Origin of the sequence: Synechococcus sp. 60AY4M2 (assembly GCF_002760375.1) — a bacterium.
Classification (GTDB): Bacteria; Cyanobacteriota; Cyanobacteriia; order Thermostichales; family Thermostichaceae; genus Thermostichus.
In genome coordinates this window covers 539,098-555,163 of the sequence record NZ_AUMZ01000001.1, presented here as the reverse complement: position 1 = coordinate 555,163, position 16,066 = coordinate 539,098, and the positions used below count along the sequence as shown (strand labels likewise).

At 61.1% G+C, this 16,066-nt stretch carries 24 protein-coding genes and 1 pseudogene; 3 read left to right on the top strand and 22 right to left on the bottom strand.

The window, feature by feature from the left end:
• Positions 1-29 precede the first annotated feature (29 nt).
• The 22 genes and pseudogenes from infA to rplC form a co-directional block, all read right to left on the bottom strand.
• Positions 30-254, bottom strand: coding sequence for a translation initiation factor IF-1 (infA, locus tag SYN60AY4M2_RS02415; protein WP_011430026.1), 225 nt, complete (start codon positions 252-254; stop codon positions 30-32).
• A 130-nt stretch (positions 255-384) separates the two neighbouring features.
• Positions 385-1,158 carry a type I methionyl aminopeptidase gene (gene map / locus SYN60AY4M2_RS02410; protein WP_011430027.1) on the bottom strand — a complete coding sequence of 258 codons (774 nt, stop codon included), beginning with the start codon at positions 1,156-1,158 and terminating at the stop codon, positions 385-387.
• A gap of 38 nt (positions 1,159-1,196) precedes the next feature.
• Positions 1,197-1,778, bottom strand: coding sequence for an adenylate kinase (locus SYN60AY4M2_RS02405; RefSeq protein ID WP_011430028.1), 582 nt, complete (start codon positions 1,776-1,778; stop codon positions 1,197-1,199).
• The gene (gene secY, locus SYN60AY4M2_RS02400; RefSeq protein WP_099812200.1) at positions 1,778-3,076 is read right to left on the bottom strand and encodes a preprotein translocase subunit SecY; all 1,299 of its coding nucleotides are present in this window, start codon (positions 3,074-3,076) and stop codon (positions 1,778-1,780) included. The genes SYN60AY4M2_RS02405 and secY overlap by 1 nt, the downstream gene beginning before the upstream one ends.
• A 108-nt stretch (positions 3,077-3,184) precedes the next feature.
• A complete protein-coding gene (gene rplO, locus SYN60AY4M2_RS02395; protein ID WP_011430030.1) occupies positions 3,185-3,658 on the bottom strand; it encodes a 50S ribosomal protein L15 in 474 nt (157 codons plus the stop codon).
• Between the two features lie 23 nt (positions 3,659-3,681).
• Positions 3,682-4,218 carry a 30S ribosomal protein S5 gene (gene rpsE / locus SYN60AY4M2_RS02390; protein ID WP_011430031.1) on the bottom strand — a complete coding sequence of 179 codons (537 nt, stop codon included), beginning with the start codon at positions 4,216-4,218 and terminating at the stop codon, positions 3,682-3,684.
• 18 nt (positions 4,219-4,236) lie between these two features.
• Entirely contained in the window at positions 4,237-4,605 is a 369-nt protein-coding gene (gene rplR, locus SYN60AY4M2_RS02385) for a 50S ribosomal protein L18 (RefSeq protein ID WP_011430032.1), read from the bottom strand.
• Positions 4,606-4,607: 2 nt separating this feature from the next.
• On the bottom strand, positions 4,608-5,153 hold the full coding sequence (gene rplF, locus SYN60AY4M2_RS02380) for a 50S ribosomal protein L6 (protein ID WP_011430033.1): 546 nt from the start codon (positions 5,151-5,153) through the stop codon (positions 4,608-4,610).
• 26 nt (positions 5,154-5,179) lie between these two features.
• The gene (rpsH, locus tag SYN60AY4M2_RS02375; protein WP_011430034.1) at positions 5,180-5,584 is read right to left on the bottom strand and encodes a 30S ribosomal protein S8; all 405 of its coding nucleotides are present in this window, start codon (positions 5,582-5,584) and stop codon (positions 5,180-5,182) included.
• A 60-nt stretch (positions 5,585-5,644) separates the two neighbouring features.
• Positions 5,645-6,187, bottom strand: coding sequence for a 50S ribosomal protein L5 (gene rplE, locus SYN60AY4M2_RS02370; RefSeq protein ID WP_011430035.1), 543 nt, complete (start codon positions 6,185-6,187; stop codon positions 5,645-5,647).
• A 56-nt stretch (positions 6,188-6,243) separates the two neighbouring features.
• Positions 6,244-6,642, bottom strand: coding sequence for a 50S ribosomal protein L24 (gene rplX / locus SYN60AY4M2_RS02365; RefSeq protein WP_011430036.1), 399 nt, complete (start codon positions 6,640-6,642; stop codon positions 6,244-6,246).
• Positions 6,642-7,010, bottom strand: a complete 369-nt coding sequence (gene rplN / locus SYN60AY4M2_RS02360; RefSeq protein ID WP_011430037.1) for a 50S ribosomal protein L14 — start codon at positions 7,008-7,010, stop codon at positions 6,642-6,644. The genes rplX and rplN overlap by 1 nt, the downstream gene beginning before the upstream one ends.
• Entirely contained in the window at positions 7,007-7,258 is a 252-nt protein-coding gene (gene rpsQ, locus SYN60AY4M2_RS02355) for a 30S ribosomal protein S17 (protein WP_011430038.1), read from the bottom strand. The genes rplN and rpsQ overlap by 4 nt, the downstream gene beginning before the upstream one ends.
• Complete coding sequence (gene rpmC, locus SYN60AY4M2_RS02350; RefSeq protein ID WP_011430039.1) at positions 7,258-7,494, bottom strand: 50S ribosomal protein L29; 237 nt, start codon at positions 7,492-7,494, stop codon at positions 7,258-7,260. Before rpmC ends, rpsQ begins: the two co-directional genes overlap by 1 nt.
• Positions 7,495-7,511: 17 nt before the next feature.
• A complete protein-coding gene (gene rplP, locus SYN60AY4M2_RS02345; RefSeq protein ID WP_011430040.1) occupies positions 7,512-7,988 on the bottom strand; it encodes a 50S ribosomal protein L16 in 477 nt (158 codons plus the stop codon).
• Positions 7,989-8,043: 55 nt separating this feature from the next.
• Complete coding sequence (gene rpsC / locus SYN60AY4M2_RS02340) at positions 8,044-8,790, bottom strand: 30S ribosomal protein S3 (protein WP_011430041.1); 747 nt, start codon at positions 8,788-8,790, stop codon at positions 8,044-8,046.
• Between the two features lie 41 nt (positions 8,791-8,831).
• On the bottom strand, positions 8,832-9,203 hold the full coding sequence (rplV, locus tag SYN60AY4M2_RS02335; protein ID WP_011430042.1) for a 50S ribosomal protein L22: 372 nt from the start codon (positions 9,201-9,203) through the stop codon (positions 8,832-8,834).
• A gap of 42 nt (positions 9,204-9,245) precedes the next feature.
• Positions 9,246-9,527, bottom strand: a complete 282-nt coding sequence (rpsS, locus tag SYN60AY4M2_RS02330; RefSeq protein WP_011430043.1) for a 30S ribosomal protein S19 — start codon at positions 9,525-9,527, stop codon at positions 9,246-9,248.
• A gap of 78 nt (positions 9,528-9,605) precedes the next feature.
• Complete coding sequence (rplB, locus tag SYN60AY4M2_RS02325; protein ID WP_011430044.1) at positions 9,606-10,490, bottom strand: 50S ribosomal protein L2; 885 nt, start codon at positions 10,488-10,490, stop codon at positions 9,606-9,608.
• A 60-nt stretch (positions 10,491-10,550) separates the two neighbouring features.
• Complete coding sequence (locus SYN60AY4M2_RS02320) at positions 10,551-10,850, bottom strand: 50S ribosomal protein L23 (RefSeq protein ID WP_011430045.1); 300 nt, start codon at positions 10,848-10,850, stop codon at positions 10,551-10,553.
• A gap of 346 nt (positions 10,851-11,196) precedes the next feature.
• A pseudogene (gene rplD / locus SYN60AY4M2_RS14305) lies at positions 11,197-11,823 on the bottom strand (50S ribosomal protein L4); the annotation flags it as partial.
• 51 nt (positions 11,824-11,874) lie between these two features.
• The gene (gene rplC, locus SYN60AY4M2_RS02310) at positions 11,875-12,519 is read right to left on the bottom strand and encodes a 50S ribosomal protein L3 (RefSeq protein ID WP_011430047.1); all 645 of its coding nucleotides are present in this window, start codon (positions 12,517-12,519) and stop codon (positions 11,875-11,877) included.
• A 411-nt stretch (positions 12,520-12,930) separates the two neighbouring features.
• Here rplC and SYN60AY4M2_RS02305 point away from each other — a divergent pair, with 411 nt between their 5' ends.
• From SYN60AY4M2_RS02305 to SYN60AY4M2_RS02295, 3 genes are all read left to right on the top strand, one after another.
• Positions 12,931-14,949, top strand: coding sequence for a hypothetical protein (locus SYN60AY4M2_RS02305; RefSeq protein ID WP_143596958.1), 2,019 nt, complete (start codon positions 12,931-12,933; stop codon positions 14,947-14,949).
• A gap of 174 nt (positions 14,950-15,123) precedes the next feature.
• The gene (locus SYN60AY4M2_RS02300; RefSeq protein WP_041438233.1) at positions 15,124-15,624 is read left to right on the top strand and encodes a tetratricopeptide repeat protein; all 501 of its coding nucleotides are present in this window, start codon (positions 15,124-15,126) and stop codon (positions 15,622-15,624) included.
• 9 nt (positions 15,625-15,633) lie between these two features.
• Complete coding sequence (locus SYN60AY4M2_RS02295; protein ID WP_049749740.1) at positions 15,634-15,978, top strand: hypothetical protein; 345 nt, start codon at positions 15,634-15,636, stop codon at positions 15,976-15,978.
• Positions 15,979-16,066: the final 88 nt, after the last annotated feature.

Here is a 16,066-nt window from a genome sequence, read left to right as displayed (position 1 = left end):
GCTCAGCGGCCCCAGCTAAGGCCAGACGGCTACTTTTTCTTGAGGCGGTAAGTGATGCGCCCTTTGTTCAGGTCATAGGGGCTGAGCTCTACCTTGACCCGGTCGCCGGGCAAGATCTTGATGTAGTTGCGGCGGATCTTGCCGGAGATGTGGGCAAGGACGTTAAAGCCGTTGTCCAGGTCCACCCGGAACATGGCGTTGGGCAAGGACTCGGTAACCACCCCTTCCACTTCAATGGCGTCTTCTTTAGACAAGGAACCCTCCTTAAAAAACAACACAACAGAAATATCGATAGGAAACCCGCCCTGTTAAGAGCGAGTTAAGAGCCGAAACAATACTCCACCTCTTCTATCCTAGCCGTTGCCGCCCTTCAGCAAGGGATCCCTAGGACTGAAAAGGGGTGCGATCCGTCAAAATCTCAGCCCCAGAGTCCGTGATCAAGACCGTGTGCTCAAACTGGGCCGACCAAGAGCCGTCCACCGTCACCACCGTCCAGCCATCCGAGAGCACCCGCGTGGCCTCTCCCCCTGCATTCACCATCGGCTCGATTGCCACCGTCATGCCGGAGCGCAGCTTGGGATTGGGAAGGTCGCGGGTGCGGTAGTGGGGAAACTGCGGCTCCTCGTGCAAGTTGCGCCCCACGCCGTGGCCGACGTACTGCTTCACCACGGAGTAGCCCCGCCCCTGGATGTAGTCCTCGATGGCGCCTGAGACATCCTGCAGCCAGACGCCGTGGCGCACGTGGTCAATGCCCGTCTGCAGCGCTTTGGCCGCTGTGTCGATCAGGTCGCGGGCGGCATCGCCGAGGGGCTCCAGGCCAATGGTGATGCAAGAGTCGGCATGCCAGCCTTCGACCATGGCGCCAAAATCCACCTTGACGATGTCCCCCGGCTGCACCACTTTGCGGGGGCTGGGGATCCCGTGTACCACCTCATGGTTGACGCTGACACAGACACAGGCGGGAAAGCCGTAGTAGCCCTTGAAGCTGGGCAGGGCATTCAACTCCGCTACCCGCCGCTCGGCATAGGCATCGATGTCTGCCGTTGTCCAGCCTGGCTCCAGACACTCGGCAATTTCCTGCAGCACCTGGGCCACCACCCGCCCGGCCCGCCGCATCTTCTCCACCTCCCGGCGGGACTTGATCTCAATGAGCTGCATGCCCCGCCGCGGGGAGAGATTTCCCGCCCCCGTCTTGATCACGCTGTCCTCCTGAAGCCTTCCAAGAGAGCCCGCAGATGTTCTTGTACCGATTCCATCGGCTGGTTGCCATCGATCCGTCGCAGACGACCCCTGGCCTCGTAAAAGTCGATCAGCGGAGCCGTCTGCTCCCGATACACCTGCAAGCGTTTGAGGATCACCGCCTCATCGGCATCGTCGCTGCGCCCCTGCTCCTTGCCGCGGGCCAACAGCCGTGCCACCACCACGTCGTCCGGCACTTCCAGGTTGAGAACGTGGTCGTAGTCTTGCCCCAACTCCCGCAACAGCTCTTCTAAAGCCTCCGCCTGCGCCAGGGTGCGGGGGAAGCCGTCCAGGATCCAGCCCTGCGCTGGCGAGTGTTGCAACTGGCCCTTCACCATCCCAATTAACACCTCGTCAGGCACCAGCTCTCCCGCATCCATGTACACCTTAGCCTGGCACCCCAGCGGCGTTTGGGCTTTCACCTCTGCCCGCAGCAGGTCGCCTGTAGAAATTTTGGGCGTGTGGTAGATCGCTGCCAGCCGCTCTGCCTGGGTGCCCTTGCCCGCTCCCGGCGGCCCCAAAAAGATTAACCTCGGCACTATTGCTTGACCATCCCTTCGTAACGCTGCGAAATGACGTAGGTCTGGATCTGTTTGGAGGTCTCGATCGCCACCCCCACCAGGATCAGCAGCGAAGTTGCCCCCAAGCCCTGAAAAGTGGTGATGCCGGTCGCCCGCTCCACCGTCGTCGGGATGATGGCCACCGCACACAAGAACAAGGCCCCCAGCAGGGTCAGCCGGTTGAGGATCCCTTCGATGTACTCAGCAGTGGCCTTGCCCGGGCGGACTCCCGGAATGCTGGCCCCCATCTTCTTCAGGTTCTGCGCCAGATCCACCGGGTTAATGATCAAAGAGGCGTAGAAATAGCTGAAGAGGAGGATCAGCACGAAGTAGAAGGGAATGTAAAACCAAGAGGTAGGGGCCAAAAGGTTGGCCACCTGCACCAAAGTCAGGTTCTGGGTGTACTGGGCCAAGGCAAAGGGCAGGGACATCACCGAGTAGGCGAAGATGATCGGCATCACGCCCCCCTGGTTTAGCCGCAGGGGCAGGTAGCTCTTCTGCTCACGGAATAGCTTGTTGCCCACCTGGCGCTTGGCGTAGACAATAGGGATTTTGCGGCTGCCCTCCTGGACGAAGACAATGCCGACAATGGTGGCTAGGAAGACGGCCATCAACACCAAGATGCCGCCGATGGTGCTGCTATCAGCACGGGCTAGGCTGATGGTCTGGCCCAGAGCGCGGGGCAGCGTGGCGACAATGTTGACGAAGATCAACAGCGACGGCCCACTGCCCACCCCCTTCTCCGTGATCATCTCCCCCAACCACATGACAAACATGGAACCTGCCGTCAGGGCCAGGGTGGTGGAGGCCACAAAGGCCAACTCGTTGCTGGTGTTGGCGAACTCCCGCACCCAGAAGGAGATGCCGATGCCCTGGATGATGGCCCAAATCAGGGTAACGTAGCGGGTGTACTGGGAAATCTGTCGCCGCCCCTGCTCCCCCTCGTTTTTCTGCAGGTTCTCCAGGGCCGGAATGGCCGAGACCAGCAGTTGCATGATGATGGAGGCGTTGATGAAAGGCAGGATGCCGAGGGCGAAGATCCCCAAAGCGGAGATACCGCCGCCCGAGAAGACATCCAGAAAGCCAAACACAGGGCTGTTGGCGGCTTCGGCGGCAAAGCGAGCTCGGTCAATACTGGGGATGGGAATGTAAATGCCCAGCCGCACCAACAGCAACAGGCCTAGGGTAAGAAACAGACGTCTGCGCAGGCCAGAAGCCATGGCCATCTGCATGAAGGTCTCTTGGGCGGAGGGAGCGGAGCCTCGTGGGTCAGCCATAAATCTAGAAAACCTCGCGGAAGGGAAAGGCAAGGTGAGCTATTTACCACTCTACGCTGCCGGTGGGAAAGTCGGCAAAATAGAGAAGCTGCAAACTGCAGCCCAATTTTAGGATCCAGCGGAAGCAGTCTGGGATCCCACGAGCTCCACCCGACCCCCGGCTGCCTCGACCTTGGCTCGGGCTGAGGGGGTGATGGCAGCCGCTCTGATCGTCAGGGGCACGCCCACTTCCCCGTCTCCCAAGATCTTCAGCGGGCCATCGTTGGTGGTCACGATCCCCAAATCCATCAAGCTTTCCAAGCTGACCTCGCTGCCAGCGGGCAACTTGGCCAAAGCGCGCAGGTTGATCAGGGTGTACTGGGGGCGCCGCACGTAGCGGGGGAAGTGCTTGAGCTTGGGCAGCCGCCGATAGAGGGGGGTCTGGCCTCCCTCAAAGCCGGGCCGGGGACCGCCTCCTTTGCGCGCCTTCTGTCCCCGCATTCCCTTGCCACAGGAGGCTCCCTGTCCAGCAGCGATGCCACGGCCCAGGCGTCGTCGCCGCCGCGTCGAACCTGGTTGGGGGCGAATGTCTTCTAGTCGCATACTGACCTCCGGCTAACTTGCTGTTACTTACCAAACAGGCGGCGCACGTCGATCCCTCTATCTTCAGCTACCTGCTCAAAGGTGCGCATCCGCCGCAGCGCGTCAATGGTGGCACGGGCGTTGTTGAGGGGGTTGCTGGATCCCAGTTGCTTAGCCAGACTGTTGCGCACGCCCGCCAGCTCCAGAACCGTGCGCACCGCTCCCCCGGCGATGACCCCTGTCCCGGGAGCTGCCGGCATCACCAGGACAGTGGCCCCACCGCCTGATCCCCGCATGGGATGGGGTACAGACAGACCCTTGGTGAGGGGCACTTCGATTAGGTGCTTTTTGCCATCCACAACTCCTTTGCGCACAGCCCCGATGACGTCGTTGGCTTTGCCCACGCCAACCCCCACCTGGCCGCGCTCGTTGCCCACCACCACCACGGCCCGGAAGCTCAGCTTTTTGCCGCCCTTAACTACTTTGGTGACGCGCCGGATCTGGATGACCCGCTCCTGCCACTCGCTAGTCTGCTCTTCGCGGCTCTTTTTGCTTCTGCGACGTTCTCTTTGCTCAGCCATATGCCATCTCCTCAGGGCCTAGAACTGTAAGCCTGCTTCGCGGGCGGCTTCCGCCAGGGCCTGGACACGCCCGTGGTAGAGCTTGCCGCCGCGGTCGAACACCACTTGACAAATGCCTGCCTGTAAGGCCCGTTGGGCGACGGAGCGACCCACCACGGCGGCAGCCTCTCGGGTGGCCGTGCCAATGTCTTTGAAGGCTTCCCGCAGCTCCCTGTCCAGCGTGGAGGCAGAGACTAAAGTGTGCTGGGCTACATCGTCGATCACCTGGGCGTAGATGTGGCGATGGGAGCGAAACACGGCCAAACGGGGCCGCTCGGGCGTCCCGAAGACCTTGCGGCGAATGCGGCGATGGCGACGTTGGGTGGCAGCTTTGCGAGTGATTTTCATAGCTACTTCTTGGCCTTCCCGGATTTACCTGCTTTGCGACGAACCTGTTCCCCTACATAGCGAATCCCTTTGCCCTTGTAGGGCTCTGGCGGACGGACGGCCCGAATCCGCGCCGCCGTGTTGCCCACCAGCTCTTTGTCGATACCTGAGACGACGATGACGTTGTTGCCCTCAACCGCTATTTGGATCCCTGGCGGGAAAGGGATCTCCACTGGGTGGCTGTAGCCAACGTTCAAGATTAACTTGTTGCCCTGGGTGGAAGCCCGGTAGCCCACACCCACCAATTCCAGCCTGCGCTCAAATCCCCTAGATACGCCGTCCACCATGTTGGCAACCAAGGTGCGGCAGAGGCCGTGCAGTTGGCGGGCCGGGCGAGACTCGTTGACCCGGCTGACCTTGAGCGTCTGGGCTTCTTGATGCACCGCAATCAAGGGGGGCAAACTGCGAGACAGTTCTCCCTTCGGGCCTTTTACCGAGATCTGCTGCCCCTCGATCTGAACCTCTACCTTGGCAGGAAGGGCGATGGGGCGTTTGCCAATGCGAGACATGGGCCAACTCCTGGCAAGAGAACAACTCAATAGACGTAGCAGAGCACTTCGCCGCCGATGCCCTGCTTGCGAGCATCCCGGTCGGTCATGATGCCGTTGGAGGTGGAGATGATGGCAATCCCAATTCCTCCCAACACCCGAGGCAGTTCTTTGTGGTTGCAGTAAACTCGCAGCCCGGGCCGGCTCACCCGCTTCAGGCCATTGATGATCGGCTTACGACCTTTGCCCTTGTACTTCAACCGCAACACAAGCTGAGCGTGGATCCCTTCTCCCTCTTCCTTCCAGTCGCTCACAAAACCTTCCTCATGAAGAACGCGAGCGATGCTGCGGGTCATGCGTGTGGCCGGGACCGCCACCGATTCATGCCGAGCCATGGTGGCATTGCGAATGCGGGTGAGCATGTCGGCGATCGTGTCGTTGGTGTGGGCCATGGGTGGGTCGGTGCTCCTCGGAAGATCGATCAAGTCGAGACAATTGCAGATGGGCAAACCTTAAGAGGCAAAGGGCATGCCAAACTCTTTGAGCAGGGCACGGCCCTCTTCGTCGGTTTCGGCGGTGGTCACAATGGAGATGTCCATACCTCTGATCTGGTCTACAGAGTCGTAGTTGATTTCGGGGAAGATCAGTTGCTCGCGAATACCAAGGGTGTAGTTGCCCCGCCCATCAAAAGATTTGGGGCTGACGCCACGGAAGTCGCGGATACGAGGGAGGGCAATGTTGATCAGCCGATCCAAAAACGCGTACATGCGCTCCCGCCGCAGGGTCACCATCAGGCCAACCGGCATGCCCTTGCGGATTTTGAAACTGGCAATCGCCTTTTTGGCGCGGGTAATCACCGGACGCTGGCCCGTGATGGCGCTGATCTCGGCGATGGAGGATTCCAGGGCCTTGGCGTTTTGGGAGGCATCTCCCAGGCCGCGATTGATCACGATCTTTTCCAGACGCGGCACCTGATGGATGTTGGTGTAGCCCAACTCTTTTTGCAGCTTGGGAACGATGACGGTGTTGTAGAGGATTTGCAGACGCTGGGGCATGGTCGGTTCTCCTGGGGGCTCTGGGCTGGGTCAGAGCTCTATCGAAAAAGGGACGGCTAGTCGAGGATCTCGCCGGTTTTCTTGAGGACACGGACTTTGCGGCCATCGGCGGTGATTTGATAGCCAATACGGCTGGCCACTTCCTGCTTCTTGGAATAGAGCATCACCTTGCAGGCGTGGATCGGGGCTTCTTTGGTCTCGATGCGACCACTTTCGCCTTCCCGTTGCGGCTTGCGGTGGTAGGTTACTATGTTTACCCCTTCCACCAAGACCATGTTGCGTTCGGGAAAAACCTGCAGCACCTCGCCGATTTTGCCTTTGTCGTCGCCGGAGATCACCTGGACGGTATCTCCCTTCTTGATGCGCATTTTGTAGCGTAGGCTGTTGCGGTGCTTGCGAACGCCGGTCTGCCGAATCAGCCGTCGAATTTGGCTGGGCTTGAGGGGACGAACCATTACAGAACCTCCGGGGCAAGGGAGATGATCTTGGTGAAGTTTTTCTCCCGCAGCTCGCGGGCTACAGGGCCGAAAACGCGGGTTCCGCGGGGGTTGCCGTCGTCGTTGATGATCACGGCAGCGTTGTCGTCGAAGCGGATGCACATGCCGTCGGGGCGGCGTACCGTATCGACGGTGCGGATGACCACAGCCTTGACGACGTCGGATTTTTTGACCGGCATATTGGGCAGGGCGTCTTTGACGACGCCAACGATCACATCTCCCAGGCTGGCGTAGCGACGGCCACTGCTGCCCAGGACGCGGATGCACATCAGCTTGCGGGCGCCGGTGTTGTCAGCTACCGTTAACATGGTCTGCTGCTGAATCATAGTTTCTTGACCTCCCGTATGATTTCGGCCACTCGCCAACGCTTGGTGCGGCTGAGGGGACGGGTTTCCGTAATGCGCACCAGATCCCCTTCTTGACAGCGGTTCTCTTCGTCGTGGGCCTTAAACTTTTTGGTTTTGACGACGATTTTGCCGTATTTGGGGTGGGCAACCCGGTTTTCCACAGCAACGACCACTGTCTTTTGCATCTTGTTGCTGACGACAACGCCGATCTTTTCGCGAGCAGGCATTACTCCTCCTTCTGGGTCTGAGTTGAGGACAAGGACTTGCCGCGCTTGCGCTCTGACTCAACGGTCAGCAGTTGGGCCAGCTTGTGTTTGCGCAGGCGAATGAGATGGGGCTGGTTCAACTGCCGCGTGGCCTGCTGCAAACGCAGCTCGAACAGCTCTTTCTTGACGGCGTAGATCTCCTGGCTCAATTCTTCGTCGGATAGGGCGCGAGCGTCGGCAATTTTAGGCATGGGCATGGCTCAACTCTCCTCCCTCAAATAGCGCTGGCTGCTACTTCTGTTGTTTCTGGAGCTGCTTTCTGAACAGGTTCCGGCTCCTCAAAGTTAGCCTTGGTTACAAACTTGACTTTGATCGGCAGCTTTTGGGCGGCAAGGCGCATCGCCTCTCGGGCCGTGGCTTCAGGAACTCCTCCCATCTCGAAGAGGATACGGCCCGGCTTGACGACGCAAACCCAGTATTCGGGGTTGCCTTTGCCGGATCCCATGCGGGTTTCGGCAGGCCGTTGGGTAACGGGCTTGTCGGGAAAGATGCGGATCCAGATTTGGCCTCCCCGCCGGACGTAGCGGGCCATGGCCCGACGGCTGGCCTCGATCTGCCGCGCGGTGATCCAGGCGGGTTCTAGAGCCACAAGGCCGTATTCCCCAAAGTTGATGCGGTTGCCGCGAGTCGCTTTGCCTTTCATGCGCCCGCGCTGTTGCTTGCGGTATTTGGTTCGTTTGGGGCTTAACATGGCCGTTCCTTAAATCAACTGCGATGGGGATCCCTGGATTTTCGGGTGCTGGCCCTCAGGCCTCCACTGCTGAGCGGTCTTCAAAAGTGGGCCGCCGCCGCTGCTGCCGCCGCTTGGGCTGTTGCAGGGGAACTTTTTGTTCGGGCCGTTCCTGCCCGGGGAGAACTTCTCCTTTGAAAACCCAGACCTTGACCCCAATGACACCAAAGGTGGTCTGAGCGATGTGGTCGGCATAGTCGATATCTGCCCGCAGGGTGTGCAAAGGGATCCGCCCTTCCCGGGTCCATTCGGTGCGGGCGATCTCGGCTCCGTTCAGCCGCCCGGCAATTTGAATTTTGATCCCTTGCACCCCCGCCCGCTGGGCCCGCTGGATGACCTGGCGCACGATGCGGCGAAAGGCGATCCGCCGCTCCAACTGCTGGGCGATGTTTTCTGCCAGCAAAACCGCCTCGGCATCGGCACGGGTGACCTCTACTACATTGATGCGAATGGTTCGCTCGGGGCTACCGTGTGAGCTCAGCTCTTTCTGCAGGCCCTGGCGCAGGGCGTCGAGGCCGGATCCCCCACGACCAACCACCACTCCAGGGCGAGCGGCTCGGATCTCGAGGTCGATCTGATCCGCTTTGCGTTCAATTTGAATGTCGGCCAGGCCGGCGCTGCTCAACTGCTTGGTCAGGTAGGCGCGGATGAGATCGTCCTCTCGCAGCAGGGCTGGGTAGCGAGCTGGATCGGCAAACCAGCGGCTGCGATGTTCCTTAATAACGCCGAGGCGGAAACCGGTGGGGTGAATCTTCTGTCCCATGGTGGTGTCAGTTGAGGGGTAAAGTCTGGGGGTACAGGCGTCTAGGAGGCCGTCGCCGCTTCAGGTTCTATGGGCCGGACGGCGATGGTAATGTGGCAGGTGCGCTTGCGGATTGGGTAGGCACGACCTTGGGCGCGGGGGCGAAATCGCTTCAGCGTCGGCCCCTGGTCAGCGTAGGCCTTGCTGATGACCAGGTCCCGAGGATCCAGGCCGTTGTTGTGTTCGGCATTGGCCACCGCCGAGCGCAGCACCTTGCGAACCGGCTCACAGGCGGCGTAGGGCATGAACTCCAACAGGATCAGGGCATCGGCATAGGTGCGCCCCCGGATCTGGTTCAGCACGCGCCGCACCTTATAGGGGGACATGCGGATGTAGCGAGCTACCGCTTTGATTTCAGGGGATGGATCGGCCATGGCGCTCTCCTAGCTTATTGCCTCTTCTGTTCGTTGCTGGACTTAACGGCGGGCAGCTTTTTTGTCACTGCCCGCGTGGCCGCGAAAGGTACGGGTGGGGACGAACTCCCCCAGCTTGTGGCCCACCATCTGATCGGTGATGTAGATGGGCACGTGCTGCTTGCCGTTGTGCACGGCGATGGTGTGGCCGATCATGACGGGCAGGATGGTGCTGGCTCGCGACCAGGTTTTGATCATGTGCTTCTCATTGCGCTCGTTCATCTTCTCGATTTTGAGAAGCAGCTTGGCATCGACAAAAGGGCCTTTTTTGAGTGAACGTCCCATAGCAACCTCAACAGTCTGGCAAGCTGGTAAGGGTCGAAAGAAAAAGAAAATTCAGGGGCGCAGCAGATGGCCGGACTCTTATTGAGCGGCCCTCCCGCTCTTGTCCCGGCGGCCGCCACGACGGCGACCGCGCACGATGAACTTGTTGCTGGGTTTGTTGCGTTTGCGGGTTTTGTATCCCAGGGTGGGCTTGCCCCAGGGGGTGACAGGGGTGCTGCGGCCGATGGGGGCTTTTCCTTCCCCACCGCCATGGGGGTGATCGACAGGGTTCATCACCGAGCCGCGCACGTGGGGACGGCGACCTAGCCAGCGGCTACGCCCCGCTTTGCCGAGGCTGAGGTTGCTGTGGTCAACATTTCCCACTTGGCCGATGGTGGCGTAGCACTCGCCTCGGATCATGCGGACTTCGCCGGAGGGCAGCTTGAGGGAGACATACTTGCCCTCTTTGGCTACTACTTGGGCGCCGGCCCCGGCGGCGCGAACAATTTGCCCACCGCGGCCGGGATACAGCTCCACGTTGTGAACCACCGTCCCCAGCGGGATCCGCTCCAGGGGCATGGCGTTGCCAAGCTCAAAGGGGGCATCGGGCCCCGCCATAATGGTGGCTCCCACCTCGAGGTTGCGGGGAGCGAGGATGTATCGCTTCTCGCCATCTTCGTATTCCACCAAGCAGATGCGGGCGCTGCGGTTGGGATCGTACTCGATGGTCTTGACGGTGGCCGGGATCCCGCGCTTGTCGCGGCGGAAGTCGATGATGCGGTAGAGCCGCTTGTGGCCGCCGCCTCGGTGGCGGCAGGTGATGACGCCGCGGTTGTTGCGCCCTTTTTTGCGGTGGATGAATTGCAGCAGCGACTTCTCCGGTCTGGGCCGCTTGCCGTTTTCGTCCCGCGACAGCTCCTCGAAGTTGGAGACCGTCATGTGGCGGGTGCTGGGGGTATAGGGTCGGAAGGTACGAATGCCCATGGCTCGAGGGGGGGTGAAGGACGGGTGGCAATAAAACTCGAAGCGGGAAGAGGGGTTTGGTTAGGTGTCGGGGAAGAGGGTGATGGAGTCGCCTTCGGCCAAGGTCACGATGGCTCGCTTGGGACGGCTGCGATAGCCGACAGAACGGCCTACCCGCCGCTGCTTGCGGGGCAGTTTAAGGGTGTTGACGGCGGTGACCCGCACCCCAAACATCTCCTCGACGGCAGCTCGGATGAGCGGCTTGGTGGCAGTGGGCATCACTTCAAAGACGTATTTGCGCTGTTCCATCAGGGCAGTTGCCTTTTCGGTGATGACGGGACGCAACAGGACATCGGCCAGGATCCGCTTGCTCTCAGTCATTGTCTTCCTCCTCTGCTGCGGCTGTTTCGGCCTCCTCGCCAGCTGGCGGCTGGGCAAGGGGCTCTGCTTCTTGGGCTAGTTCCGCTTGTCCCTGAACTTCTCGCTCTTGTGCTTGGGCCAGCTCTTCTTCCTGGGTTTCCTGAACTTGTGGGTTTGCTAGAGCTACTTGATTAGCCTGATCAGCCTGCGCCGGGGGAGCCTCTGGCTGGGCTTGAGCTTCTGCTTGCTCTTCCTGCTCCTGGCTTTGACCTTCTGCTTGTTCGACTGGCCGAGCTTCTCGCTCTGCCGCCTGAGCCTGATCTTCAAGGCGATCGGCTTGGGTTGGAGCTGCTGCTGCCGCGCCGGATCCCCAGCGGGCCTTGAGCTTCTCCAGGGCAGAGGTGGTAATCAGCACCCAATCGACGTTGAGCAGATCAAAGACATTGAGCTGATCCAGGCCGATCAGCTTGACGCGGGCGATGTTGCGTACGGCTCGCTCGACGGCTTCCGAGCGCTCGGCGACGATAAGCAGTGCCGACTGATCCTCCATCACCCCCCAGCGCAGCAGAGCTTGGGCCACGGCGCGAGTCTTGGGCGGGTTGAGCTGATCCTGGAAATCTTCCACCACGATCAGGTCTTCCACCCGGCTTTGCAGGGCAGTGCGCAGAGCCAGTTGCCGCTCTTTGCGGTTCATGGCCAGGTTGTACTCCCGCTTGCGGGGGCCGAAGATCACTCCACCCTTGCGCCAAAGGGGGGAGCGAATGGAGCCGGCGCGGGCCCGGCCGGTGCCTTTTTGCCTCCAGGGCTTGCGGCCGCCACCGCGCACCTCAGCCCGGGTCTTGGTGTGGGCGTTGCCTTGGCGGGCGTTGGTCATCTGCCGGCGAAGAGCTAGATAGAGGATGTGGGAGGCCGTTTCGGGACGGGCAACTTTGAGGCTTAGCTCCGCGCTGCCCACCGTTTCCCCTTGCCAATTTTTCACCACACAACTTGCCATGGTTTCCTCGTCTTTGCAGATGCTGGTCAGCCTTTGCCAGGGATCCCTTTCCTAGCGTTTGTTGCCCACCTGCTTGGCAGGGGTAATCTCCAGCAGCCCCCCTTCCACGCCGGGCACAGAGCCCTTGATGATCAGCAAGTTCCGCTCCGGATCCACCTGCACCAACTGCAGTTTGCGAATGGTGACGCGGCAGCCTCCCATCCGGCCCGCCATGCGTAGCCCCGGAAACACGCGGCCAGGGGTTGTGCCGGCGCCAACAGAACCCGGTCGGCGGTGGTTCTTGGAGCCGTGAGACATGGGGCCGCGACCAAAGTGGTGCCGCTTCTGGTAGCCGGCAAACCCCCGCCCGATGGAAGTGCCGGCTACATCCAGCAACTGGCCCGGAGAGAAGATCTCGACGGTGATCTTTTGCCCCAACTGGTAAGCTTCTGGCTGGTCGACCCGGAACTCGCGCAGGTGGCGCAGCAGCTCCGTCACCCCCGCTTTGCTCAGGTGGCCCCGCTGGGCTCGCGTGAGGTGCTTTTCGGCGGTGGGCCAGTAGCCCAACTGCACGGCGTTGTAGCCGTCTGTGGCTTGGGTCTTGATCTGGGTTACCGTGCAAGGCCCCGCCTGCACGACCGTGACCGGAATGGCCAACCCTTCCGGAGAGAAGATCTGGGTCATGCCGACTTTTCTTCCAAGGATGCCAAGCGCCACGAGAACCTCCTCTCGAGCCTCTGCGACTCGCTTCTGTCAGCTTGCAACTGGCTCAATGAGCCGGATCCAGGCAGCAACGGCGCGGCAGCAGGAAGCTCAGGACTAGCTGAGGCTGCCCGCTCAGGCGAAAAAGCAACGAAAAGGAATCTTTGGATCCCCGCAGGCCAAACAGCGCCAGCAGCGCTGCTCCCTTTGCTTAATTCACCCTCAAATCACACGCCAAACTGCTTTCAAAGGACTGCTCAGACTTACCTGCAAAGAGGCAGTATCTGGTTTAGCAGTACGCTAGGTTGCCGAGAGCCGTCGTCAGAGCGGGCGGACTTAATTGGCAACAGTAGTACATCATAATGAGGTGAAGACCTGTTTGTCCAGATTTTGCCGAGAAAATGGCTCGGTCGGGGGGCAGCGACTGTGAAAGCCGCTCTGGTGGGCGAAAAGAGCTATCGACGGCAAGAGCCACCTCCTTTTAGGAGTGTGATGGGGTGGGCGGGCAGCGGGCTGACCCAGGCTTGTGTAGATCGCTACCTGGATTTGTTGCGGGCGGGAACCGATCCGGGCCGGATCTTGTTTTTGGTGCGCAGCCAGCGGCAGGCAGAGGGGGTGTTGCGGCGCTTACAGCAGCTCAGCTCGAGCTGGGTGGGCCCGTGGCGGATCGAGACGTTTTTGCAGCGGGTGGGGCGCTCTCTGGCCGATCACTGGCCGCAGGTGTGCGAGCGGGTTCCCCAGTTGCCGCGCTCGTTTGAGCCAATTCCCTTGGCCAAGGATCTGGCCCAATTTCTCTGTGGGCGAGCCTGTGCTTTGTGTCCGCGGCATGGGGAGGTCTTTGCCGATCTTGGGCTGGAGGAGTTCCAGATTTGGGATCAGATCAGCAGCGCTGCCTATATTGCGGGGGCTTCGGGTTTGGCGGCGGAAGCGGTGGGATCCCGGCTGGCGGCGGCCTGGCCGGCGGAGGGGGATCCGGGGCGGGCAGAGGCCTTGCAGGCGATGGGCTGTTGTGTGGAGCGGCTGTGGGAGGTGGGGTTGCGGCTGGGATCCCTGGACTTCGGCCTGCAAATCCGGCTGTTTGGCGAGCACATCCTGCCGCTGGCGGAGTTTTGGCAGGAGTGGGATCACCTGATCGTGGATCAGGCGGAGGACAGTTGCGGGGTGGCGCTGGAGTTTTACCGGCAAGGGCAAGCCCATCTGCAAAGCCAGTTTTTCAGCTATACCATCGGCGGCGGGGTCTCTTTGACGGGGATCCCAGAGGCCGTGGCTCGCTTTCTGAGGGAAAACACCCAGGTTCAGCTTCTGGAGGGGAGCTACCGCGGCTCAGCCGGCATGATCCGCCTGGGACTGCAGATTGCGCGGGTGCTGGATCCGCGGTTTGACCATCCCCTGACGGAGCCTCTGGCAGAGAGGCTGCCAAGGGTGCAGGTGCTGGAGGGCGAGACCCAATTCGCGGCGGTGGAGGCGATGGTTGCCCAGATCCGGCAGCTTTTGCGGGCCGGGATCCCGGCCTCTCGCATCGCCGTCCTGCTGCCTCGCATGGATGCGGGGGTGAGCTTGAGCTTGCAGGAGCAGTTGCCGGAGGTCTTGCCGATCGCCCCTTTCCCGGCGTTGATCCGCTACCCACTGGTGCGGGCTTTGCTGACGGCGGCGGAAGTGGCCCATCCCGAGTGGGGAGCTTTTCCCACCTTGCCGGCCTGGCGACTGCTCCTGGGCAGGGTGTTGGATCTGGATCCCATCCGGGCGGCTTTGCTGGCCGAAGATACCCTTGACCCGGTAGGGCGTTCCCTGCGGCCCAAGACCGCCGTGCGACAGCCGGAGCGGGTGGGGTTTGCCAACCTGGAGCGCTACCAGAAGCTGCTGGATTGGCTGCGCAGCTACCGCGGCGGGCCCTCCCTGGCCGCTTTCTTCCAGCGGTTTTTCGCCGAGCACCTAGCCCAGGGGATGGATTTGCCCCAAGACCAAGAGCTGCTGCAAGCGCTGATCGACGCGGCACAACGGTTTCGCCGGGCCTTTCCTGCGGAAGAGGATCGTGCCTTTTTGGCCATGATCCGCTCGGGACAAACCCCCAGCAACAGCCGCTTCGAGCCCGACTATTCCCGCTACCTCGTGGTGGCGACGCCGGTGGCCTATATCAACCGAGGTTTGCAGGCGGATTATCAGTTCTGGTTCGACATCACGAATCCGCTTTGGTCCCGTTCTCTTTGGCGTGTGCTTTACAACAGCCGTGTGCTGACGCCGGAGTGGGATGGGGAGGTTTTCAATGCAGCCCAAGACCTACAGGCACGTCACCAAATCCTGGCTCGCACGCTGCTCAACCTCTGTTGCCGAACTCGGAAGGGGCTGTGGCTGGTGCGCTCCACTTTTAACTACCGCGGCGAAGAGAACACCGGCATGTTGGATTACCTCATTTTAAAGGCCGCGAAGGCCATGGCCACAGCCTGAGAGGAGCAACCTTACACCCATCCCAAGCCGCAACCAGACCCAGGTTCCAGAGCATAGCGAAGCTGTCTGTTGTGTCGATCCCCAACTGGGGAGTGCTCAAGATTGTCGCCAATTTGGAATGCCCCTATCGTGGGCATATCGTGAGAGAAAGCTAGGTTCTCCTACACTGGGGAGATGGCTAAGGGCTTTGGAAAACCGGCGAAAAAACAGCCGCTCCTCTCGGCCCGACAGGCGGCAGGCCGCTTCCGGCGGGGGGAATGGGCTGGCTGCCGGCAGCTCTGTGAGCAGATCCTCGCCGCTGCCGACCGGTCTGATCTGGAAGAGGCCATTGCCTTGACGCAAGCCCATGCTCTTTTGGGGCGTATCGAGGAGGGATCCGGTCGCTACCCTGCCGCCATGCTGCACTACCAACAGGCCATCGTGGCCTGTCCCCCTGCTGCTCCCGCCAGCTTGGCCGCTGAGGTTCATGCGCTGCTGGGGGGAGTACTGCGGCAGATGGGCGAGAAAAAGCAGGCGCAACGGCTCTTCGAGCAAGCCCTGGCCCGGGATCCAGCGCTGCTGATGGCGCGGGTGGGGCTGGCCGACCTGCTGCAGATGCGAGGAGAATACGAGGCGGCTCTGGCCCATTATTTGCAGGCCTGGCAGGGATCCCAGCAAGAGGCAGACATTCCTTAGCAGATCGGCATGGGCTTTTGGAAGCAGGGACAAGTGGAGGTGGCCAGCTCTTGGTTTCGGCGGGCGCTCGCCCTGCAGCCCGAACACAGCGATGCCCGCTACATGCTGGCCATTGTGGGGGAGCTGCCCCTGCCCGACAGGACTCCTCCGGAGTGGGTGCGACGTCTATTTGACGAATATGCGCCCCGCTTTGAGCAGCATTTGCTGGAAAAACTGAACTACCAGGGGCCACAGGCTGTGCGGCAAGGGATCCTGGCTGCCGCAGGGGGAGCGTCTCCTTGGTTTGAGCGGGCGCTGGATCTGGGCTGTGGCACCGGCCTGGCGGGATCCCAGGTGCGCTCCTACGTTGGATAGTTGCGGGGTGTGGATCTCTCCGCCCGCATGGTGGAGATTGCCCGGCAAAAGGGCAAGCCTCTAGTCCTGAATTTACTGAACAACATAT